The following is a 20,875-nucleotide window of genomic DNA, read 5'->3' as shown; positions in this document are numbered from 1 at the left end:
ATTTTTATCTAGTTGTATGTTGCGATTGCGTTTACCACTGAGGCATTAACGAAAGTGGTGGCTCTTGCAGGGTAGCAATTTGCTCTTTACAAGCAAGTACTTGTTGCTCCCAATATTTCGGGTCATTAAACCATGGGAAAGCCAAAGGAAACGCCGGATCGTGCCATCGCTTCGCCAACCATGCCATGTAATGCACCATACGTAGACCGCGTAGTGGCTCGATAAGTTTCAGTTGCGAGGGATTAAAATCACAAAACTCTTGATAGCTCTCTAGCAGAATATCCAGTTGCATCAGCTTATCTTGGCGCTCACCGTTAAGCAGCATCCACAGGTCTTGAACCGCAGGGCCATTACGCGCGTCATCAAGGTCAACGAACATTGGTCCGTCGCGCCATAGAATATTACCCGGGTGGCAATCGCCATGCAGGCGGATATTCTCAGTATTGCTCGGCCACTGGCTCTCTAATTCTTTAATTAGAAGGTCGACGTCATTGAAGAACGCGTTTTCTAGATGCGTTGGGATAAACTGAGAGTTTTCTAATATCTTGCGTGGCTGATACAAATACTCATCTAGGCTGATGGTTGGACGATGTTGGAATGTTCTTCCTGCACTCGCCTTGTGAATTCTGCCAAGGAAACGACCTACACCTTTCAATTGGTCTAGGTTATCCACTTCATACTGTCGGCCACCGACACTTTCAAACAGTGCAAACAGGTAGCCTTGGTATTCGTGTAAGGTCGCACCATTGATACGCATTGGCGGAGCGATTGGCATCTCTTGTTCGATCAGTTCTAACGCGAAGTCGTGTTCTTCTTGGATCTGTGCTTTGTTCCAACGCTGCGGGCGATAAAACTTAACAACGTAGCGTTTGCGATCTTCATCGGTGAATTGGTAGACCCGATTTTCGTAACTGTTAAGAGCGAGAAGCCCGGATTCAGCGCGAACCCCAATGCTCTCCAGTGCGTACCACATGAAGTCAGGGGTTAGGTTATCAAAGTTAAAGGCTTGCATCGTCATATAATAAAAAAGGCTCATTACTGAGCCTTTTTCCATTTATTGGGTTGTTATACCTAGCACTAAGGTGACTGGTATCAGAGCTTCTTGATAAAGCGGCTTTCGACTTCCATCGTAAACTCTTCATTATCCGAGAGTATAAACTGAATTGTCGAAACTGGTGAGCTGAGTTTTTCTGGATCGACGCCCAAACTGATAGGAAGGTTTAAAACCTCACCTGGCTCTACGGTAATGGTTTGTTTACCGTACCAGATAGAATCGGGTAGCCCGCTGACATCAAGCTTGTACTCTTGCTCTTGCTGAGTTTTGTTGATGACTTTCAAGTTGTAAGTATTTTCGACAAGCCCTTGGCTGTTGATTCTAAATAGCTGGTTTCTATCACGAAGAACGCTTAAACCTGCAGGATCAACACTCGCGATTTGTGCGAAAAATAGCCCCAACATAACGATCAGTATTACGCCATAGCCCAAGAGCTTAGGACGCATGACCTTGGTTGAGTGCCCCTCAAGCCTATGCTCTGTGGTGTAGTTGATCAGGCCTTTCTCATAACCCATACGTTCCATGGTGTTGTCACAGGCATCAATACACGCGCCACAGTTAATACACTCGTATTGTAGGCCGTCACGAATATCAATCCCCGTAGGGCACACTTGCACACATAAATTACAGTCAATACAGTCACCCAAGCCGAGTTGCTTGTGGTCGACTTTACGTGAACGAGGGCCACGGCTTTCACCACGTTCGGTGTCGTAGCCTACGATGAAGGTATCTTTATCGAACATAGCCGATTGGAAACGCGCATACGGACACATGTGCAGACAAACAATCGAGCGCATCCAACCTGCATTGGCATAAGTACAACCTGCGAAGAACAGTACCCAAAACACAGGCCAAAAAGTGGAATTAAAGGTAAAGAAGCCAACCACTAACTCTTTGATTGGAATGAAGTAGCCAACAAAAGTGAGACCGGTTGCGATAGCAATAGCCCACCATGCGATGTGTTTGAGTGTTTTCCTGATCGCCAAGTTGGCGGTGAGTTTGTTTGAATCTTGCTTCTTACGTTTGTTAGCCGCACCTTCCAGTTTCTCTTCGAACCAGATGTACATGAAGGTCCAGACGGTTTGCGGGCACAAATAGCCACACCAGACACGTCCTAAGAAGGTGGTTATGAAGAACAAGCCAAACGCCGCTATCATAAAGAGGATGGCGAGTAGCGTCAGATCTTGTGGGTATAGGGTTGTACCAAAGAAGTTGAACTGTTGGCTGCCGATATCGAGCAAGATCGCTTGTCGCTCACCAAATGGGATCCATGGGATAAGCGCAAAAAGTAAAAGTAAGAACCAACCGCCATAACGGCGCAGTTGTTGGAATTTACCTTTGCTTTCTCGAACATAGATTCGGTTACTTGGGTTAAATCGATCTCCATTACCTTTATGTGTCTTGGGATTAAAGGTTTTAGGAGTCACATCTTTGATATCGATTTTATCCTGACTCATGGACTATCCTTTTGGTGGCTATACCCTTCTGCGAGAGTATTGACGACATTGCTTTAAAATATGGTGTTAGAGAACCTAAGCTTCGAGCTTGGTGCATGGGCTGACTTAGCACTGACTCTTATTATTTTAGAAGATTCTTATGGGTGGCGATTATAGCGGCAATCTTGTTGTCATTTCTTTAACGCTATCAACCTTTAACAACAAAAGTGGTAACAGTTGTGACGAAAAAATAGCGAACAGAAACAAAATAAGCGACCGAGTGGTCGCTTATTGAAAGTTTGGGTGATCGTTTTAAGCCGGTTAGATGATACCGCGCGCTTTAAGAATCGCTGTTTTGAAGTCATCTTCTTGGTCTTTTTTCAGACCTGGGATCATTTCATCTTTCTCGCTGTTACGCATTTTTAGATGATAGATAAGAACATCATCAGTCAGATCTTCTAGCTTACCTTGGTAGCCCGCTTCTTTTGATAGCTTAATAATGAACTCTAATAAGTTAAGCTCTTGATCTTTCTGCCACTCAGGCTCCATCAGTTCAAGCAGTTCTTCAATGCGGTGACACTTCATACTTTACTTCTCCACAAATTTTATAATGATTTGTGGCTAAGGTATCAAATCGGGTAGGGAATACCAATGTGTAAAGACATTTCAAGGTGGGACAGGGCAAGAAAAAAGCGCAGTAAAAACTGCGCTTTTCGTTAAGCGGCTTTAATTACTTTTGTTGCAGTCGGTGCTAATAAAGCAGTCTTCTGAACGAGAGTCATTGTAGGAGCCAATTTCTTAGCCGTTGGAGCAGCAACAAAGCCACTACGACGACGCATCGCACTACGGTTGGTGTGCGAGAACCTGACAGCTGTTGGGCGCATTAATTTACCTAACGGTCAGGCATATCCATTGCCAATCTAATGGCCTGATTTATCATGAGCTTCGCTTCAATTACTTGAAGAGTCACTCTTCTGGCTTTCGCCAATCCGAAAAATAAATCAGGATAATGATATGCATGCATATCAAGGCTTAGATTATCACTATCTCAGTTATCGATCGACGCCTGAGTGATAATTAAACGATATTAGAGCTAAAATAGTGTGAGCAGTATATTTGAGTTTGAACCTCTTTCAGGCTTAAGATGATGCTTTAAAGGAGGTGCATATGTCGTTCTTGAAGAAAACGTTAGCAAGTTTTGGAATTGGGTCTGCCAAGGTGGACTCTGTATTGCAACAGGAAGTGCTTTACCCAGGTAAGAAGGCGAGCATTATTGTGCATGTCTACGGTGGTGCCCAGCCACAGGAGATCGACAATATCGATCTCAATCTGTGTTGCCGTTATGTCAAAGAAGTCACTATGAATTCCCAAAGGCAAGAAGGCGGTCATAAACGCCGAATGCACCAGACATACTCGTTGGCTAAATGGAGTCTACCGTATGCTTTTGTTATTCAGCCGGGTGAAACTCGCGATTTTGAATGTGAGTTCGATGTGCCATTGAATACCCCAGTGACAATTGGTGATTCCAAGGTTTGGCTGGAGACAGGACTCGATATTGCGATGGCGATTGATCCGTCTGATAAGGATGTTTTAACGGTTCGTCCTGATCCTTTGCTCGATGGCATCTTTAACGCACTTGAAGCTCAAGGGCTACGTATTCGCCAAGTCGAGTGTGAAGCGGTGGAAGGTTTCGAGTTACCGTTTGTGCAAGAGTTCGAATTTGTTCCGACGACTGGCCCTTATCATGGCCGTTGGCGTGAATTGGAGGTGGTTGCACACCACGATGAAACAGAACTCAAGCTGTGGTTTGAGATTGATAGAAATCGCGATGGTGCCAAAGGCATGTTAGCGAGCTTGCTTGGTATTGGTCAGCTACAGCGTCAATTGAGCGTTTCGCTTGATACCTCACCAGAAGATGCCGGTAAGATGGTGGTCGAGTATTTAGAAAGCGCGTCTTAGTTGAATCGCATATATTCACCTAGTCACAACGGTTAGCTTATCGCACATCTTAGAAGCCATTTTGTCATAAAAATTTAAGCTTACACGTGTAAGCTTAATGTGCAATACTAGTCTAATCGAACATTTACTCTAGTAGGATAATCATGTCTGCATCATCGGCGAGCGAATACAGTGACATCGAAGAACGCGCTAATGCGATAACTCATGGCTTAGGCGTGGTGCTTGGTGTGGTTGGTTTAATCCTGCTACTGATTCGTGCGTTTGACTATCGAGCTGACATGCTGACTATTACCAGCATGACGGTCTATGGCAGCAGCATTATCCTTCTGTTTCTTGCTTCTACGCTTTACCACTCGATCACCACAGAAAAAACCAAGCGCTTGCTGAAAACCCTCGATCATTGTGCGATTTACTTACTGATCGCAGGTAGCTACACACCTTTTTTATTGGTCGGATTAAGAACCCCACTGGCAATGGGCTTGATGGCGGTTATCTGGGGAATTGCGTTGGTCGGTATTATCATGAAGATAGCATTCGTGTACCGATTTAAGCGTCTATCGCTGTTCATTTACTTAGCGATGGGTTGGCTATCTTTGATTGTGGTTTATCAATTGGCGATGAACATCGATATAGGTGGTTTGGTGTTACTGGCCGTTGGCGGGGTGATTTACTCGCTGGGTGTAATTTTCTATGTGGCAAAACGCATCCCTTATAACCATGCCATCTGGCACTTGTTTGTGTTGGCGGGCTGCGCTTGCCATTTCTTTGCTATCTATCTGTACGTGACACCAGTTTAGCGAGTCAGCACTTCAACGATTTCAGCTTTGATTTGATACTCTGGGTATTGATCAACAGCTAGGTTAAGCGACGTACCTTCGGCATCGGTTTTTGGTCGAAGGTAGGTATCTGCCATACGCTTTATTGACTTCCAAACCGCTACTGTTTTCTCTTCTAATAACTCACCATTTGGTGAATATACACCTAATTTCAAAGACACTAAGATCACAGCCTGTGTGCCTTGGTTAGTAATAGCCGTAGGGATGATCAGCTCGCCGTCTTCATAGCGACTGGCACCTAGTACAACATCCACTCCTGATTGAGACAGCTGTAAGCTTGGCTTCTTGCTATCAACGACAATTGTAGTACCACGCACATTCGTCGCGATTGGGACAGCTACAACCGGCGCTGCTGCAACAGGCACTGCGATTTCTGATGTTGTTGCCGTTTCCGTTTGTTCCTGTGCCACGTATTGCCATGTGAAATCGTCTTTCAGTAAGATTTCTTTACCATCAGGCAGAGTCACCATTTGGTCGGCGAATGCAGAGCTGCTAAGCAGTGCGCTTGCGATAAGTAGGTATGATTTCATCTGTGTTTCCTTAAATATTCGCGTAATTAGCGTCGCCAAAAGGCTGGGAAAAATAGAACAATTAACGTCAGTATCTCAAGTCGGCCCATCAGCATCCCTAAACTTAATAACCACTTAGCGGCGTCTGGTAGTGGTGCAAAGTTCCCCGTTGGACCGATCACGCTGCCCATGCCTGGACCAACGTTGGCAACGGCTGTGATAGCGCCAGATATACTGGTCACAGGATCAAGTCCCATTGCGCTCAAGCCGCCTGCAATTAAGATAATCGTGATAAAGAACATCAAACCAAATGCCACGAGTGAACGTACAATATCGTCATTCACAGGTCGCTGATTGTAGCGCTGAACAAACACGCCCGATGGGTGAATTAGCTTCATCATTTGTTTGTGGAGCATGGTCATCGCGATCTGGAAGCGGAAGATTTTGATACCGCCAGAGGTTGAACCCGAGCAAGCTCCCGCCATCATTAGGAATGCAAACAAGGTAGTTGGTAGTGCACCCCACGCGGTGAAGTCTTCTAAGCCAAAACCGGTTGTGGTGACGACTGATACGATGTTGAACATCGAAACACGCATCGCATCCATGACTGTGTAGCCATCTCTCATGACCAACCATGTGGAGATCACGGCACTGGTGACTAAGAACAGGTAAGTGAAGCCTCTAACTTGTGCATCTTTGTAGAGTATTGAGAGTTTTCGGCCCCGCAGTGCGCTAACAAACAGTAAGAACGGCAGACCGCCAAGGAACATGAACAGGGTTCCGACCCAGTGAGCACTGTTAGAGAAGTGGTTCATCGAGCCATCTGATGTTGAGTAACCACCCGTCGACAGTGTTGTGAAGGCATGATTGATCGCATCGAAGATGCCCATGCCTGCAAACAGATAGCTAATGATGCATAAGCCAGTCAGAACCAAATAAACCGCCACGATGTTCTTCGCGACTGTTTTCGCTCGTGGGCTGCTTTTATCTGACCAATCGGATGACTCGGTTTGGAACAGGCGCATACCACCAACGTTGAGCATTGGCAGAACCGCTACCGCCATAACGATGAAGCCGATGCCGCCTAACCATTGCAGTATTGAACGCCATAACAGAATGCTTGGTGCCATGCTGTCTAAGCCGCTTAATACGGTTGAGCCTGTCGTGGTGATACCTGACATGGTTTCGAAGTAGGCGTCCGTAAAGCTGATGTGATTAATGAACACAAACGGCAATGCAGCGAAGGCACTGGCAATGGTCCAGACCAGAGAGGTGATCAGGAACATGTCCCGCACCCCAAGTCGGAACTTAGCTGAACGGCCTAAACTCAAGCAGATAAACGCCACTATGTGCGTGATCACTACCGACTGACCAAACTCGAGGAAGCCACCGGTGCCTGTGAAAAAGGCAACCAATGTAGGGATGTACATGAAAAGGGCGAGTTTTGATAACACTAACCCTATCACTAATAATATCGGACGAAAGTTGACCATAGCTTAATAGACCATCGCTTTGTGCCGGAGCGTCGTTCTCATAAAAAGAAAGTTGCGAGAACGATGCTTACGAGAACAAGGCTATAAGAAGAACGGGCTCGGTTGGAATAGAGACTCAACATCAGGTACGTATTTCTTGTCCACTAGGAACATCACTACGTGGTCATCTTGTTCTATTACGGTTCTATCGTGCGCGATAAGTACTTCTTCTCCGCGAACAATCGCACCAATAGTGGTACCCGGTGGCAGTTTGATATCGCCAATCGCTCGACCAACAACCTTAGAGGTGGTTTCGTCACCGTGAGCAATGGCTTCGATCGCTTCAGCAGCGCCGCGACGTAGAGATGATACGTTTACGATATCAGCACGACGAACGTGAGTAAGCAGCGCAGAAATGGTCGCTTGCTGTGGAGAGATCGCAATATCAATCACGCCACCCTGAACAAGGTCTACGTAAGCACCACGCTGAATCAGTACCATTACCTTCTTGGCGCCCATTCGCTTCGCCAGCATTGCTGACATGATGTTGGTTTCATCTTCATTGGTTAGAGCGATGAACACATCAACTTGATCGATGTTCTCTTCGGTCAGCAGTTCTTGGTCGGCTGCATCACCACAGAATACGATGGTGTTTTCTAATTCTTCAGATAGCTTCTCGGCGCGAGTGTAGCTGCGCTCGATAAGCTTGATGCTGTAGCTTTGCTCTAGGCGTTTTGCCAAGCTTGCACCAATGTTACCACCGCCAACAATCATGATGCGTCGGTACGGTTTCTCGAGGCGTTGCAGTTCACTCATTACTGAGCGGATGTGGTTACTTGCTGCCACAAAGAAAACCTCATCATCGGCTTCAATGATGGTAGTGCCTTGTGGGCGAATAGGGCGACCTTGACGGAATATAGCGGCTACACGAGTATCAATGTGCGGCATGTGTTCACGCAAAGCAGACAGTGCGTTACCAACCAATGGCCCACCGTAGTAAGCTTTTACTGCTACTAGGCTAACTTTCTGTTCAGCAAAACTCACAACCTGCAATGCACCTGGATATTGAATCAGGCGCTCGATGTAGCTGGTCACTAGCTCTTCGGGTGCGATCAGATGATCGACTGGGATAGCACCTGATTTGAATAGCGCTTCTTTCTCTTCTAGATATTGAGGAGAACGAATACGAGCAATTCTGTTCGGCGTATTAAACAGAGAGAAGGCAACCTGACATGCGGCCATGTTGGTTTCATCCATGTTGGTTACGGCAACCAACATGTCGGCATCTTGCGCGCCCGCTTCACGTAGTGTGTTCGGGTGGCTGGCATAACCGTTTACAACCCTAAGGTCGTATTTGTCCTGAAGTTCACGCAGTCGGTCGGCATTACGGTCGACGATTGTGATGTCATTGTTTTCACCCACTAGGTTTTCAGCAAGGGTACCGCCAACTTGTCCAGCACCTAGAATAATGATCTTCATAGCCTTTCTCTTATTTTTTGCCGTTGTAATTCTAGTGCTCTCATTTCGCTTTGATAATGCACTAGAAAGAAACAGCGGCTAAGAAATAAATTCTTAGCCGCTGTTAGTTGTTATGCCTGTTTTACTAGAACTGCGTAGTAGAAGCCATCCATATCTTCTTCACCAGGCAGTATTTGACGACCCGGTTTTTCGATATCAGACCCAACTAGCGTTGCGTTCTCGGTACGCTCTAAGAATGCTTTCACTTGCAGCACGTTTTCTTGCGGCGTGATAGAGCATGTCGCATAAACCATGGTGCCGCCTTCTTTTAGCTGGCGCCACATTGCATCCAAAATCTCACTTTGCAGCTCTGCTAGTGCATCAATATCAGAGGCACGGCGTAGCCACTTAATGTCAGGGTGACGGCGGATTACACCGGTCGCTGAACATGGAGCATCAAGTAGGATGCGATCGAACTGACTGCCCGTCCACCACTCTTCAGGGTAGCGAGCATCACCACAGATTACGTCGGCACGTAGTTGTAGGCGTTCAAGGTTATCGTAAACTCGGTCTAGGCGTTTAATATCACTGTCGATTGCAACCACTTCAGTGTCTTGAGTATGTTCAAGAATGTGTGCAGTTTTACCGCCAGGTGCTGCGCAGCAGTCTAGGATTAGCTCACCATCTTTTGGTGTTAGGAAATCAACGGAAAGCTGAGCTGCAGCGTCTTGTACTGATACCCAGCCTCGGTCGAAACCAGGAAGCAAAGTAACATCACAAGGTGACGCTAATTTTATGGCATCAGCCGCTTCAGGGTGCAGTGTGTATTCAATGTTTTCGTTTTTAAGCAGTTCAACATACTCGTCACGAGTGTGGTGTTGGCGGTTTACACGCAGCCACATTGGTGCCTTGCTGTTGTTTGCTTCAACCAATTGCTCCCACTGATCTGGGTAGCTTTCTTGAAGCATTTTTAGGATCCAGCTTGGATGGCTGTATTTGCCCGCATTGTGGCTAACGGCTTTCTCATCTAGCTCTTCTTGATCGCGCAGGTAGCTGCGAAGTACTGCGTTGATCAAACCACTGAGGCTTGGGCCGCGCAGTGTTTTGGTTGCTTCAACTGTTTCAGCAACGGCAGCATGCGAAGGAATACGCATAAAGCTCAACTGGTAAATGCCTACTAAGATCAGGTGGTGGAATACGCGCTTTTTACCTTTAAGCGAGTTTTCCATCAGTTCGTTAGCGATTGACTCTAAGCGAGGCAGGTAACGAAGTGCGCCGTAGCAAATCTCTTGCAGTAGAGCATGGTCTCGCGGGCGGATCGTTTTTTGAGCCGCAGGGAGAGCGTGTGAAAGAGAGTGGCCTTTATCGACAACTTGGAATAGGACATTTGCAGCAGCAGCGCGAACATTCATGAGGGGTACCGAATATTTATTTGAATACATGAGGGCATCTCTGCCCTCGTAAAGGTTTTCTAAACAGTGTTTTGCAAGCTACACATTTTTAAGTACATATTGAGTAGCTTTAAAGCGGTTAAGAAAGTTGAGTACCAACTTCAAACCAGCTTGCACGTGAGTTCAAGATGTCCTGAACTGACATGGCTTTTTTGCCTGGAACTTGTAGCTGTTCCAATACTAGTACTTTGTCGCCAGTCGCAACATAAATACCAGTCTTATCTGCTTTGATGATTGAGCCAGCTGGCGCAGATGTCGATTCTTCATCAACACGTGTCTGCCAAACTTTAATGCTTTTTTCATCATTAGAGCTGCTATCAACAATCGCAAAGTGACTCATTGGCCACGGGTTGAAAGCGCGCACACAACGTTCGATGTGTTCTGCACTGTCATTCCAATCAATTTTTGCTTCTTCTTTGCTCAGCTTCTTCGCGTAGTTAGCAAGTTCGTCGTCTTGCGTCTCAGCAACAGCCTTACCAGAAGCTATGTCTGCTAAACACTCAACAAGAGCATCAGGACCAAGGCCCGCCAACTTCTCGTACATTGACGCGCTGGTGTCTGTTGCTTCGATTGGTAGCGTCGCGATACTTAACATATCACCGGTATCTAGGCCGATATCCATCTGCATGATCGTCACGCCAGTCTCTTTATCGCCCGCCCAGATAGAGCGTTGAATCGGAGCAGCACCACGCCAGCGCGGTAGGATAGAACCATGCACGTTAATACAACCCAAGCGAGGCGTATCTAGTACAGCTTGTGGAAGAAGCAAGCCGTAAGCGACAACAACCATGATGTCAGCATTCAAATTTGCTAGCTCTTGCTTAGCTTCATCTGACTTGAAATTTTCTGGTTGGTAAACCGGAATATTGTTTTCAAGTGCGATGTTTTTTACTGGGCTCGCAGTCAGTTTTTTACCGCGGCCTGCTGGACGATCTGGCTGTGTGTAAACAGCAATAACTTCATGCTCCGAAGACAACAACGCCGCCAAGTGACGGGCGGCGAAATCCGGAGTACCTGCGAAGACAATTCTTAAAGATTGACCCAAGGTAGACTTCCTTCTTAATTTAGTAATAGCAGCGGTTATTAACCTTGTTTCTCGTTGAAACGTTTAATCTTCGCTAGCTTATCTTGAATACGTTTACGCTTTAGTGGCGATAGGTAATCAACAAACAACTTGCCTTCTAGGTGGTCAAGTTCGTGCTGCACACAGATAGCCAGAAGGTCGTCAGCGTCGAATGTGAATTCGTTGCCTTCACGGTCTAAAGCTTTAACCGTTACTTCTGCAGCGCGAGGTACTAGAGCTCGAGCGCCTGGTACAGATAGACAGCCTTCTTCGATACCATCTTCGCCACGTTTGTCGGTAATTTCAGGGTTGATCAGAACCATAGGCTCGTCACGTGTTTCTGAAATATCGATAACAACGATGCGCTGGTGGAAATCTACTTGCGTTGCAGCAAGGCCGATACCTTCTTCGTCGTACATGGTTTCAATCATGTCATCAACGAACTTTTGAATCTCTGGGGTAACTTCTTTTACCGGTTTCGCCACGGTACGTAGACGATCATCTGGTAATGTTAATACTTGTAATACAGACATATACACTCGAAATATTGAACTGTGCCGAAACAGCTTAAACCTTGTTGGCTCAATTCTAGACATTTTAGAGGTCAAATGACAGCATCCTGAAGGTAATTCTCTAATCAGATGTCATATATTCAGACCAAGGAACCTAGGTCATGCGTCATTTTTTCCCCGCTTTATCTCTTATTTGTGCCTCGCTTTCGTTCGCCACTATGGCTGAAAACAGTGAACAACCTTTAACCATTAAACAAGGCGCACCCGAAGCGTATGTGGTGGTGAAGGGCGATACTTTGTGGGATATCTCCGCGATGTATCTTGATAGCCCATGGCTGTGGCCGAGGTTGTGGCAGGTAAATCCTGAGATAGAAAACCCTCACCTTATTTACCCCGGAGATAAATTGTCTCTGGTTTGGATTAATGGCGAGCCTGTATTGAGCCTCAAACCCGTCATCAAGCTAAGTCCTAAGATTCGTGTCTCTGAGAAGAAAGCAGTACCTACCGTCAATGAGGGGCTGGTTTTGCCGTATCTACAATCTGATCGCTTGGTTGAGCAGCAAGATATTCAATCGGCTCAACGAGTGTTGGGGACAAGTGATGGTAAACGTTTCTTATCAGGTGAAGACCGACTATTTATCTCGGGCAATCAGCAACATCAAAAATGGGGTATTTACCGTTCTGTCGAAACTTACCAACGACAGCAACCTCAAGCGAGTATGACTTCTTTGCGTTTGGTCGCCACGGCGCGCTTGAAAGAGGTGGATGCTGAGTTCAGTAGTTTGCAAATAGAGACTCAGCTGCAAGAGGTACTGCTCAACGACCTCGTGTTACCAGAACTTGGCGTTGGTCAGGTGAAGCTCTCAACCACGTTTTATCCTGCGCCTAGTGCTGCGGGTCAGTTTGCTAATATCTTGGGTTCGTTAGATGGCAGCCAATACAGTGCAAAGAATCAGGTCGTGGTTATTAACAAAGGCTCACAAGACAATCTTCGCCAAGGCTCTATGTTTACGCTTAGTGAAAGCGGCGCGGTGGTGTTTGGTAAGCAGGGTGAATATAGCTATAAAGAGTCAGCGGCGAGCGATAAGGTGCAGTTGCCAAGTACCTCACTCGGTAGCTTGATGGTCATTCGTCCTTACGAGTATTTTAGCTTGGCCTTGATCACTCAGAGCTCTAAGCCAGTAAGTAATGACATTTTGGCGGTATCGCCTTTGGACCTTACTTTGACGGAAGAGCTTAAGGGCACCGAGTGAATGAGCAACAACTGAGTGCTTGGCTAACTCTAAGTTTTGTACCGCAATTGGGTGGCAAGCGACTTTCTCGACTGCTGAGCATTGATTCCCCTTCGAACATTGTTGGCTACTCAAGTCAGCAACTGCAAGCGCTTGGTTTGTCTGCCAAGCAAATTTCCTATCTAAGAGAGCAAGCCCCAAGAGAAGTGGAGGCTTGCTTAGCATGGCAAGCAAAACAAACTAACCATCACATCATTACCCCTAATTGCTCACATTATCCCAAACTACTGAACGAGATCGCCTCTGCGCCAAGCGTACTTTTCGTTAAAGGTCACGTCGAAAAACTGATTGAGCCTCAAATCGCAATGGTTGGCAGTCGTAATGCCAGCATCGAAGGGCTGCAGACAGCGAAGTCCTTCGCCAAAGAGTTCGTCCAAAACGGTTTGATTGTCACGAGTGGCTTAGCGTTGGGCATTGACGGTTACGCTCATGATGGTGCTCTGGATAAAGGAGGGGAGACTTTCGCGGTTTTAGGTTCAGGTTTGGATTCAATTTACCCAGCGCGGTACAGAAACTTAGCCGATAGAATCTGTGAAAATGGGGCGCTGATTTCAGAGTTTCGCCCAAACGCAAAACCACGACCTGAACATTTCCCTCGGCGTAACCGTATTATAAGTGGGTTATCGCTCGGAACCTTGGTAGTTGAAGCGGCTGAGAAGAGTGGCTCTTTGATTACAGCTCGCTATGCCATGGAGCAAGGCCGAGAGGTGTTTGCGTTACCAGGCTCTATTCATAGTCCAACCAGCCGTGGCGGCAATAGCTTAATTAAAGCTGGTGCATGTTTGGTGCAAAATGCTCAAGATGTTCTGATCGAAATAAAGAGTCTGTTAGACTGGTCTATAGATCTGCAGCCCAGCTTGTTCGAGCCTACGTCGAATGAGGGTGAAAATGAACAATTGCCATTTCCACAGCTGTTAGCTAACGTAGGATTAGAGGCGACACCCGTTGATATTTTGGCACAGAGAACCCATATACCTGTGCATGAGGTCATGATGCAGCTTTTAGAGCTTGAGCTCTCTGGGCATGTTGTTGCAGTTTCCGGTGGCTATATTCGAAAGGGGAGAGGCTAAGCTATGATGATGGACATACTGATGTACTTGTTTGAAACCTACATCCATAGCGATTCTGAATTGCAGGTGGATCAAGATGAGCTGGAAGATGAGCTTCTTCGAGCAGGGTTTCACCAAGATGATATTTATAAGGCCCTCCATTGGTTAGAAGATCTTGCTGCATTGCAAGATACTGAGAACCAAGCGGCGATTAGTGTGTGTTCCAATACCTCGATGCGTATTTATACCAGTCGAGAGATTTCACGTATTAATATGGAGTGTCGAGGTTTCTTACTGTTCCTTGAACAGATCAATGTACTCACGACAGAGATTCGTGAAATGGTGATTGATCGTGTGATGGGGCTTGAGACAAACGAATTTGAATTGGATGATCTGAAATGGATTATCTTAATGGTGCTATTTAATGTACCGGGTAATGAAAGTGCTTACACGCAAATGGAAGAGCTGTTGTACACCAAAGAGCAAGGTATCTTGCATTAATACAGGCTTGTCATGAGTAGTAAGATTGATAATCAGCTTTTTTCAGCACATGAACATGCATTAGAGCATGAACCATGTCCACAGTGTGGTGGAGAGCTTCAGCTTCGCCATGGTAAGCACGGCCCATTTTTAGGCTGTAAGCAGTATCCGAGCTGTGATTACATCAAGCCTTTGCATCAAAACGATGGCCATGTGGTGAAAGAGTTGGGTGTACCGTGCCCTAAATGCCAAAACGAATTGGTATTAAGACAAGGTCGCTTTGGCATGTTCATTGGTTGTAGCAGCTACCCAACGTGTAATCACATCGAATCTTTGGACCAACCAAAAGAACAACCTGAAGATCAGCCACTTGTTGCTTGCCCTGAGTGTGGCAGAGGCCATTTGGTTGAGCGTAAATCTCGCTATGGCAAAACCTTCTATGCTTGTGATAACTACCCTAAGTGTAAGTTCGCAGTAAACCAACCACCTATTATCGGTCGTTGTGAAGAGTGTCAGTTCCCGTTGTTACTTGAGAAGAAAACAGCCAATGGAACCAAGAAACAATGTGCTGATCGCAAGTGTCACCACATTCAATCTCAATAACCTGATGTTATAGACAAAAAAACGGCGCTTACTGAGCGCCATTTTTATATCAAATCCACGATGTAGGTTTACTTCATCTGCTCAGCAAACTCATGCACAGCTGGATATGCTTGTTTGTCGAGAATGTCTGCCAGTGAGCATAACGCTCTTTGCAGCTCTGCGTTGTAGTCAGCGCTCACGTTAATGTGGCCCATCTTACGACCTGCACGCTTCTCTTTGCCATACCAATGAACATGACAGCCACCTTGAGCCAGAATAGCCTCAGGTAGGGTATCTTCACCAAGAATGTTGATCATTGCGGTTGGGCGAATCAGTTTGGTGCTGCCTAGTGGCATCCCACATACGGCACGCAGGTGGTTTTCAAACTGACAAGTTTCAGCGCCTTGCTGTGTCCAGTGGCCAGAGTTATGAACGCGTGGTGCAATCTCATTAACCAGCAGTGAACCTTGAACATCAAAGAACTCAAGTGCTAGTACACCAACGTAATCTAAGCGCTTAGCAATGGCAGTGAACATGGTTTTCGCTTGCTCTTGCAGTTCAATGTCATCAATGGCTGTTGATAAGCTCAACACGCCGTCGGTGTGAACATTTTCAGCCAGTGGGTACACTTGAATCTCACCATTGGCGCCACGAGCACCAACCAGTGATACTTCACGGTCAAACGGAACGAACTCTTCAGCCACAATCGCTTGGTTGTCTGTTGCTGCAATGCACTCAGCCATTTCTGTCCAAGTTGACTCAACATTATCTAATGTCTTTAAGCGCCACTGGCCTTTGCCATCGTAGCCGCCAAGTGTGCTCTTCAAGACCATTGGCAAGCCTACGTGAGCAATCGCAGCGTCAAAGTCTTCGCGAGAGTTAATCACGTAGTACTTAGCATTTTTTACGTTTGCTTCGTCTAACAGGGCTTTTTCAAGACGACGGTCACCGCCAGCTTTGATTGCTTCTGTTGTCGGTAAGAACTTACCGCTGCGCTCACATACCTCAAGCACGTCGTGAGGGATATGTTCGAACTCTGCAGTAATGACGTCCGCACGCTCAATCGCATTGTCTAAGCCGTTGCCTAGAATCGCTTGCGTTAATGGGTGAACAATATTTTTGCTGCCAACATCAAAAGCAGAAATTTCAATATTCAGCGGTGCCCCAGCTAGGGACATCATGCGAGCAAGTTGGCCCGCGCCTAACACAAGAACATGCATGGGAATTAGTCCTCTGCAGGGTTTGGGTTAGCAAGAACCGTTTCTGTTTGCTCAGAGCGGAATGCTTCTACTTTCGCCATCACTTCTTCATTGTGTGTACCAATGATTTGAGCGGCTAGGATACCAGCGTTAGCAGCGCCAGCTTCACCGATAGCCAAAGTACCTACCGCAATGCCTTTTGGCATCTGTACGATAGAAAGCAGAGAATCCATGCCCTTCAGTGCTTTAGACTGAACAGGAACACCTAAAACAGGTACGCTTGTGAAAGCTGCAGCCATGCCCGGAAGATGCGCAGCACCGCCAGCACCAGCAATAATCACTTTAATACCGCGCTCTTTCGCACTGGTTGCGTAGTCAGCAAGCAACTGAGGTGTGCGGTGAGCAGAAACCACTTTTGTTTCGTACGCCACGCCAAACTGATCCAACATTTCTGCAGCTAGCTTCATTGTTGGCCAATCAGATTTAGAACCCATGATAATACCGACAGTCATCTCAAACTCCTTCAGGTACGATTTAATTAGTGATTAGATATTTTGCGCGCATTATACGGGTAAAATTGCTTAAGGAAAACGTTTGCGTCAGTCTAAGTTGTTAATTGATACGTTTTATAAACAAATAGCTTTAGTCACAGTGAATGATAATTTGTACACTTAGCGAGTTCGATAACAGAATTAATGAGGCAACCCTTGGATAACTTTCAACATACTTTGCAGGCATTACAACAAGGTGAAGTCATTGCTTACCCGACAGAAGGCGTTTTTGGGGTCGGTTGTGATCCCGATAATCCACAAGCCATTAAGAAACTGCTCGACTTAAAACAACGACCGATGGAAAAAGGGTTGATCCTAATTGCTGCAAGTTACGAGCAGTTGTTGCCTTATATTGACGAAAGCCAACTAACCGATGACCAATTAGCGACGGTTAAAGCGACATGGCCAGGCCCGGTCACTTGGATTATGCCAACCAGCAGTAAAGTTACTGACTGGGTCAGTGGTCAATTTGATTCGATCGCGGTACGCGTGACGGATCACCCTTTGGTTCAAAGAATGTGTAATGAGTTCGGCAAGCCGTTAACCTCGACTAGTGCCAACCTGACTGGCGAGCCGCCTTGTATGACGACTGAAGAAGTTCAGCTGCAACTGGGTCAACATTTGGTGGCCATTCTCGAAGGTCAAACGGGTGGTCGTGAGAAGCCAAGCGAAATTAGAGATGCAAAAACGTCGAAAATATTAAGACAGGGTTAAACCCTGCAAAGGAAGAAAGATGTCAGCAATTGATAAAGAAGCAGTAAAACAGTTTTTACTGAGCCTACAAGATTCGATTTGCCAACAGCTTGAGCAAGCTGATGGCACAGCACTGTTTGAAGAAGATGCATGGGAGCGTGAACCTGGCGAACGCCTTGGTGGCGGTGGTCGAACTCGCGTGATGACCAATGGTGCAGTATTCGAGCAAGGTGGGGTTAATTTCTCTCACGTAGCGGGTAAGGCAATGCCTGCCTCTGCAACCGCTCATCGCCCTGAATTAGCTGGGCGTAAGTTTGAAGCGATGGGTGTTTCATTAGTGATCCACCCTAAAAATCCATACATCCCAACCTCACACGCGAACGTTCGATTCTTTGTTGCGGAAAAAGAAGGGGAAGACCCGATTTGGTGGTTTGGTGGTGGTTTTGACTTAACGCCATTTTATCCTTTCGATGAAGACTGCCAATCTTGGCATCAAACCGCTAAAGATCTTTGTGCGCCGTTTGGTGATGATGTCTATCAAGAACATAAAGAGTGGTGTGATAAATACTTCTATCTGCCTCACCGAGACGAAACACGCGGTGTTGGTGGTCTGTTCTTTGATGATCTTAATGAGTGGGGCTTTGAAAAGAGCTTTGCTTATATGCAGGCGGTCGGTGAAGGTTTTGCAGCCGCTTATTTACCAATTGTAGAACGACGCAAAGAGACGTCTTATGGTGAGCGCGAGCGTGACTTCCAGCTATATCGTCGTGGCCGCTATGTTGAATTTAATCTAGTTTACGACCGTGGCACCTTATTTGGTCTGCAAAGCGGTGGGCGCACAGAGTCTATATTAATGTCGATGCCGCCATTGGCTCGCTGGGAATACCGCTATGAACCACAAGCAGGCTCACCAGAAGCTCTGCTTTATAGTGACTACCTAAAACCTCGAGTTTGGTAGTTCTTCCTTCCTTATAGGGATAGTGATAGGGTCATCTATATAGATGACCCTTTTTATTATTTCTGTTAGGTAAGGATATGACACAGCAAGTAGATCGTTATGCCGTTTTCGGTAATCCTATTGGGCAAAGCAAATCGCCATTCATTCACACATTATTTGCTCGCCAAACCAGCCAACAACTTACCTATACAGCTCTCCAGCCAGAACAAGGTGAATTCATCATTGCTGCTCAAGCTTTTTTTAGTGAAGGTGGTAGAGGGTGTAATGTCACAGCACCTTTTAAAGAAGATGCCTATCAGTTTGCTAATCGCCTAACTGAGAGGGCTGAACTGGCCGGTGCCGTAAATACCCTTAAGAAATTAGATGACGGAGAAATCATTGGTGATAACACCGATGGTGAGGGCTTAGTTCAAGACCTGCTTCAACATCAAGTTGCTCTAAAAGGAGCACGTGTTCTTCTTCTTGGCGCTGGTGGTGCTGCAAGAGGAGTGATTCAACCCCTTCTCGACCAAAAGCCACAACAGTTGGTAGTCGCTAATCGAACCAGTTCAAAGGCTGAACTTCTGGCCGAGATGTTTTCTTCACATGGAAACATCAAAGGAATGGGGTTAAGCGATGTTAATGAAGGGTTTGATGTCATCATTAACTCGACCTCGTCTGGTCTAAGTGGTCAACTTCCTGAAGTTTCTGAGATTATCTTCAATTCGAATAGCGCCGTTTATGACATGGTTTACGGATCGGGCACCACTGTATTCAATCAGTGGGCATTAGATAATGGTGTTCATGCTGCTTATGATGGCTTGGGTATGTTAGTGGGGCAGGCAGCAGAGAGCTTTATGCTTTGGCGTGGCCTTCGTCCGGGAACAAAACAGATTTTAAGAGAACTACGTAAAAACCTAGAGATGTAATGAGGTATTTATAAAAAATGAATCAATCAATTCTATTTCCTGATATCCAAGATTGGGATGAAGAAAATCAATCAATCATCTTCCCAGCACAGCAGTCTGGCGCACTGATCGAGTGTGTTATGTCTATTGAAGAGCTGTCTCGATTGGCAGGTAAAGATATAGAAGAAGGCGATCAAGCTTTAGTTATCTTTTCAGAGTTACGTTTTGATATTGAAGAGTTAGCTGAAGAGTTAATAGAAGAAGAGGAGTATGACTCCTCTAATCGGATTCAGATCAAAGTGTTTTAGACTGGCAACACAGAGTCTAGATAGTCGTTTTTATTCTGAACATAGTTGTCAGCTGACTTCTGTAAAAAGGCACGCTCTTTATCATTTAATGGGCGTGCTTGTTTTACTGGGCTTCCGACATATAGATAACCGCTTTCAAGTACCTTATTAGGCGGAACCAAGCTACCAGCACCAATCATCACATCTTCTTTAATAACCACACCATCGAGCACGATTGCTCCCATACCAACAAGTACACGATCTTCAATGGTGCAGCCATGCAGCATTACTTTATGCCCGATAGTGACATCATTACCTATTAGTAGAGGATAACCCTCTGGGTTTTCTGCATTCTTATGGGTGACGTGCAAAACGCTGCCGTCTTGGATATTCGTTCTATCTCCAATATGAATGTGGTTCACATCTCCTCGAGCTGCAACTAAAGGCCACACACTAGAGTCGTCACCGATTTTGATATCACCAACCAGTACAGAACTTGTATCTATATAGACACCTTGTCCAATCTGAGGGGATATTCCTTTATAACTGCGTATTGAACTCATAAATCCTCCTTTATATAGGCACCTTAAGCCCTTAATTAAGGGGAATACTAGTGAAAATGAGGTGTTTTGAACAAAAAACGCTCGAACAATCAAAAAAGTAAGAAAAACTTCAAAAAGGGCTTGCCAGTGTGATCGAAATCTCTATAATGCGACCTCGTTGAAACGGGAAGGCTTCGTAAGAAACCAAAACGAATCAACAGGTCAAATTAGCCAAGCTAAGCGCTTGAAAAAAGTTTTGAAAATAGTGGTTGACACTAAAACTTAAATCGCTAAAATGGCCGTCCGATTTGAGCGAAGCTCAAAAAGGAAAAGCTCTTTAACAATTTAAACCTATCAATCTGTGTGGGCACTCGTTGATGAATATCAAAACGTTATTACTTAGGTAGTAACAGTTACTTCGGTAACAAAATTGATTTCAATGAACTGAGTGACCAATACGAATAACTTCGGTTATTTGGCACAGTCAATTCATTACCATTCTGTTGGAATGGTAATAGCTTTAGAATTACATGTTTACTTCGGTAAATATTAGTTTTGAAGTCAGTATTCGTTGAGTCACAAAATCTTAAATTGAAGAGTTTGAT

Annotated in this window: 23 protein-coding genes; 10 read left to right on the top strand and 13 right to left on the bottom strand. The window is 45.7% G+C overall.

Features of this window, described 5'->3' with window-relative positions:
- Positions 1–31: 31 nt before the first annotated feature.
- The 4 genes from OW495_RS19650 to OW495_RS19635 form a co-directional block, all read right to left on the bottom strand.
- Positions 32–1,018, bottom strand: coding sequence for a serine/threonine protein kinase (locus OW495_RS19650; protein WP_289887936.1), 987 nt, complete (start codon positions 1,016–1,018; stop codon positions 32–34).
- 74 nt (positions 1,019–1,092) lie between these two features.
- Positions 1,093–2,511 carry a cytochrome c oxidase accessory protein CcoG gene (gene ccoG, locus OW495_RS19645; protein WP_289887887.1) on the bottom strand — a complete coding sequence of 473 codons (1,419 nt, stop codon included), beginning with the start codon at positions 2,509–2,511 and terminating at the stop codon, positions 1,093–1,095.
- Positions 2,512–2,811: 300 nt separating this feature from the next.
- Positions 2,812–3,075, bottom strand: coding sequence for a YihD family protein (locus OW495_RS19640; RefSeq protein ID WP_017109664.1), 264 nt, complete (start codon positions 3,073–3,075; stop codon positions 2,812–2,814).
- 131 nt (positions 3,076–3,206) lie between these two features.
- Positions 3,207–3,374, bottom strand: coding sequence for a hypothetical protein (locus tag OW495_RS19635; protein WP_004735761.1), 168 nt, complete (start codon positions 3,372–3,374; stop codon positions 3,207–3,209).
- A 283-nt stretch (positions 3,375–3,657) separates the two neighbouring features.
- Here OW495_RS19635 and OW495_RS19630 point away from each other — a divergent pair, with 283 nt between their 5' ends.
- Positions 3,658–4,449 (top strand): sporulation protein, encoded by a 792-nt coding sequence (locus OW495_RS19630; RefSeq protein WP_289887886.1) that lies wholly within the window; start codon positions 3,658–3,660, stop codon positions 4,447–4,449.
- A gap of 143 nt (positions 4,450–4,592) precedes the next feature.
- Positions 4,593–5,246: a hemolysin III family protein gene (locus OW495_RS19625; protein WP_289887885.1), complete on the top strand. Its 654-nt coding sequence runs from the start codon at positions 4,593–4,595 to the stop codon at positions 5,244–5,246.
- On the opposite strand, the gene OW495_RS19620 is transcribed toward OW495_RS19625, so the two are convergent.
- The 6 genes from OW495_RS19620 to def all read right to left on the bottom strand — a co-directional run bounded on the left by OW495_RS19620 (position 5,243) and on the right by def (position 11,771).
- On the bottom strand, positions 5,243–5,815 hold the full coding sequence (locus tag OW495_RS19620; RefSeq protein ID WP_289887884.1) for a DUF3157 family protein: 573 nt from the start codon (positions 5,813–5,815) through the stop codon (positions 5,243–5,245). The genes OW495_RS19625 and OW495_RS19620 overlap by 4 nt on opposite strands.
- A gap of 26 nt (positions 5,816–5,841) precedes the next feature.
- Positions 5,842–7,287 (bottom strand): TrkH family potassium uptake protein, encoded by a 1,446-nt coding sequence (locus OW495_RS19615; protein WP_017109660.1) that lies wholly within the window; start codon positions 7,285–7,287, stop codon positions 5,842–5,844.
- Positions 7,288–7,368: 81 nt separating this feature from the next.
- Complete coding sequence (gene trkA, locus OW495_RS19610; RefSeq protein WP_122056048.1) at positions 7,369–8,775, bottom strand: Trk system potassium transporter TrkA; 1,407 nt, start codon at positions 8,773–8,775, stop codon at positions 7,369–7,371.
- 80 nt (positions 8,776–8,855) lie between these two features.
- Entirely contained in the window at positions 8,856–10,136 is a 1,281-nt protein-coding gene (gene rsmB / locus OW495_RS19605) for a 16S rRNA (cytosine(967)-C(5))-methyltransferase RsmB (RefSeq protein ID WP_009848098.1), read from the bottom strand.
- Positions 10,137–10,254: 118 nt separating this feature from the next.
- Entirely contained in the window at positions 10,255–11,220 is a 966-nt protein-coding gene (fmt, locus tag OW495_RS19600; RefSeq protein ID WP_289887881.1) for a methionyl-tRNA formyltransferase, read from the bottom strand.
- A gap of 38 nt (positions 11,221–11,258) precedes the next feature.
- Positions 11,259–11,771, bottom strand: coding sequence for a peptide deformylase (gene def, locus OW495_RS19595; RefSeq protein WP_004735769.1), 513 nt, complete (start codon positions 11,769–11,771; stop codon positions 11,259–11,261).
- Positions 11,772–11,911: 140 nt separating this feature from the next.
- On the opposite strand from def, the gene OW495_RS19590 reads away from it, so the two are divergent.
- From OW495_RS19590 to OW495_RS19575, 4 genes are read left to right on the top strand one after another with little or no spacing between them, the layout of a single operon-like run.
- Entirely contained in the window at positions 11,912–13,003 is a 1,092-nt protein-coding gene (locus OW495_RS19590) for a LysM peptidoglycan-binding domain-containing protein (RefSeq protein WP_289887880.1), read from the top strand.
- Positions 13,000–14,112, top strand: a complete 1,113-nt coding sequence (gene dprA, locus OW495_RS19585; RefSeq protein ID WP_289887879.1) for a DNA-processing protein DprA — start codon at positions 13,000–13,002, stop codon at positions 14,110–14,112. Before OW495_RS19590 ends, dprA begins: the two co-directional genes overlap by 4 nt.
- 3 nt (positions 14,113–14,115) lie before the next feature.
- Entirely contained in the window at positions 14,116–14,592 is a 477-nt protein-coding gene (locus OW495_RS19580) for a DUF494 family protein (RefSeq protein ID WP_009848094.1), read from the top strand.
- A 12-nt stretch (positions 14,593–14,604) separates the two neighbouring features.
- Complete coding sequence (locus tag OW495_RS19575) at positions 14,605–15,174, top strand: topoisomerase DNA-binding C4 zinc finger domain-containing protein (protein WP_289887878.1); 570 nt, start codon at positions 14,605–14,607, stop codon at positions 15,172–15,174.
- Positions 15,175–15,242: 68 nt separating this feature from the next.
- On the opposite strand, the gene OW495_RS19570 is transcribed toward OW495_RS19575, so the two are convergent.
- Positions 15,243–16,373 carry a 5-(carboxyamino)imidazole ribonucleotide synthase gene (locus tag OW495_RS19570; RefSeq protein WP_102513663.1) on the bottom strand — a complete coding sequence of 377 codons (1,131 nt, stop codon included), beginning with the start codon at positions 16,371–16,373 and terminating at the stop codon, positions 15,243–15,245.
- A gap of 5 nt (positions 16,374–16,378) precedes the next feature.
- Positions 16,379–16,864 carry a 5-(carboxyamino)imidazole ribonucleotide mutase gene (gene purE / locus OW495_RS19565; RefSeq protein WP_004735777.1) on the bottom strand — a complete coding sequence of 162 codons (486 nt, stop codon included), beginning with the start codon at positions 16,862–16,864 and terminating at the stop codon, positions 16,379–16,381.
- A gap of 195 nt (positions 16,865–17,059) precedes the next feature.
- Between purE and OW495_RS19560 the strand changes: the two genes are divergently transcribed.
- From OW495_RS19560 to OW495_RS19545, 4 genes are all read left to right on the top strand, one after another.
- Positions 17,060–17,617 carry an L-threonylcarbamoyladenylate synthase gene (locus OW495_RS19560; protein WP_289887876.1) on the top strand — a complete coding sequence of 186 codons (558 nt, stop codon included), beginning with the start codon at positions 17,060–17,062 and terminating at the stop codon, positions 17,615–17,617.
- A gap of 19 nt (positions 17,618–17,636) precedes the next feature.
- Positions 17,637–18,554: an oxygen-dependent coproporphyrinogen oxidase gene (hemF, locus tag OW495_RS19555; protein WP_102513661.1), complete on the top strand. Its 918-nt coding sequence runs from the start codon at positions 17,637–17,639 to the stop codon at positions 18,552–18,554.
- 77 nt (positions 18,555–18,631) lie between these two features.
- Entirely contained in the window at positions 18,632–19,462 is an 831-nt protein-coding gene (gene aroE, locus OW495_RS19550; protein ID WP_102513660.1) for a shikimate dehydrogenase, read from the top strand.
- Between the two features lie 17 nt (positions 19,463–19,479).
- The gene (locus OW495_RS19545; RefSeq protein WP_065104207.1) at positions 19,480–19,749 is read left to right on the top strand and encodes a DUF1488 domain-containing protein; all 270 of its coding nucleotides are present in this window, start codon (positions 19,480–19,482) and stop codon (positions 19,747–19,749) included.
- Here the strand turns inward: OW495_RS19545 and OW495_RS19540 are convergent.
- Positions 19,746–20,291, bottom strand: a complete 546-nt coding sequence (locus OW495_RS19540; protein ID WP_012605080.1) for a gamma carbonic anhydrase family protein — start codon at positions 20,289–20,291, stop codon at positions 19,746–19,748. The genes OW495_RS19545 and OW495_RS19540 overlap by 4 nt on opposite strands.
- Between the last annotated feature and the right edge of the window lie 584 nt (positions 20,292–20,875).

The sequence above is a fragment of the Vibrio sp. 14N.309.X.WAT.E.F5 genome, from assembly GCF_030397615.1.
Taxonomy (GTDB): Bacteria; Pseudomonadota; Gammaproteobacteria; order Enterobacterales; family Vibrionaceae; genus Vibrio; species Vibrio lentus.
The sequence above is the reverse complement of the archived record's forward strand: the minus strand, read 5'-3'. Positions and strand labels throughout refer to the sequence as shown.

Excerpts from the sequence above, each read along its gene's own strand:
- OW495_RS19650 (WP_289887936.1), bottom strand. The coding sequence starts at position 1,018 with ATGACGATGCAAGCCTTTAACTTTGATAACCTAACCCCTGACTTCATG.
- ccoG (WP_289887887.1), bottom strand. The coding sequence starts at position 2,511 with ATGAGTCAGGATAAAATCGATATCAAAGATGTGACTCCTAAAACCTTT.
- OW495_RS19640 (WP_017109664.1), bottom strand. The coding sequence starts at position 3,075 with ATGAAGTGTCACCGCATTGAAGAACTGCTTGAACTGATGGAGCCTGAG.
- OW495_RS19635 (WP_004735761.1), bottom strand. The coding sequence starts at position 3,374 with ATGCGCCCAACAGCTGTCAGGTTCTCGCACACCAACCGTAGTGCGATG.
- OW495_RS19630 (WP_289887886.1), top strand. The coding sequence starts at position 3,658 with ATGTCGTTCTTGAAGAAAACGTTAGCAAGTTTTGGAATTGGGTCTGCC.
- OW495_RS19625 (WP_289887885.1), top strand. The coding sequence starts at position 4,593 with ATGTCTGCATCATCGGCGAGCGAATACAGTGACATCGAAGAACGCGCT.
- OW495_RS19620 (WP_289887884.1), bottom strand. The coding sequence starts at position 5,815 with ATGAAATCATACCTACTTATCGCAAGCGCACTGCTTAGCAGCTCTGCA.
- OW495_RS19615 (WP_017109660.1), bottom strand. The coding sequence starts at position 7,287 with ATGGTCAACTTTCGTCCGATATTATTAGTGATAGGGTTAGTGTTATCA.
- rsmB (WP_009848098.1), bottom strand. The coding sequence starts at position 10,136 with ATGAATGTTCGCGCTGCTGCTGCAAATGTCCTATTCCAAGTTGTCGAT.
- def (WP_004735769.1), bottom strand. The coding sequence starts at position 11,771 with ATGTCTGTATTACAAGTATTAACATTACCAGATGATCGTCTACGTACC.
- OW495_RS19590 (WP_289887880.1), top strand. The coding sequence starts at position 11,912 with ATGCGTCATTTTTTCCCCGCTTTATCTCTTATTTGTGCCTCGCTTTCG.
- OW495_RS19580 (WP_009848094.1), top strand. The coding sequence starts at position 14,116 with ATGATGATGGACATACTGATGTACTTGTTTGAAACCTACATCCATAGC.
- OW495_RS19575 (WP_289887878.1), top strand. The coding sequence starts at position 14,605 with ATGAGTAGTAAGATTGATAATCAGCTTTTTTCAGCACATGAACATGCA.
- OW495_RS19570 (WP_102513663.1), bottom strand. The coding sequence starts at position 16,373 with ATGCATGTTCTTGTGTTAGGCGCGGGCCAACTTGCTCGCATGATGTCC.
- purE (WP_004735777.1), bottom strand. The coding sequence starts at position 16,864 with ATGACTGTCGGTATTATCATGGGTTCTAAATCTGATTGGCCAACAATG.
- hemF (WP_102513661.1), top strand. The coding sequence starts at position 17,637 with ATGTCAGCAATTGATAAAGAAGCAGTAAAACAGTTTTTACTGAGCCTA.
- aroE (WP_102513660.1), top strand. The coding sequence starts at position 18,632 with ATGACACAGCAAGTAGATCGTTATGCCGTTTTCGGTAATCCTATTGGG.
- OW495_RS19545 (WP_065104207.1), top strand. The coding sequence starts at position 19,480 with ATGAATCAATCAATTCTATTTCCTGATATCCAAGATTGGGATGAAGAA.
- OW495_RS19540 (WP_012605080.1), bottom strand. The coding sequence starts at position 20,291 with ATGAGTTCAATACGCAGTTATAAAGGAATATCCCCTCAGATTGGACAA.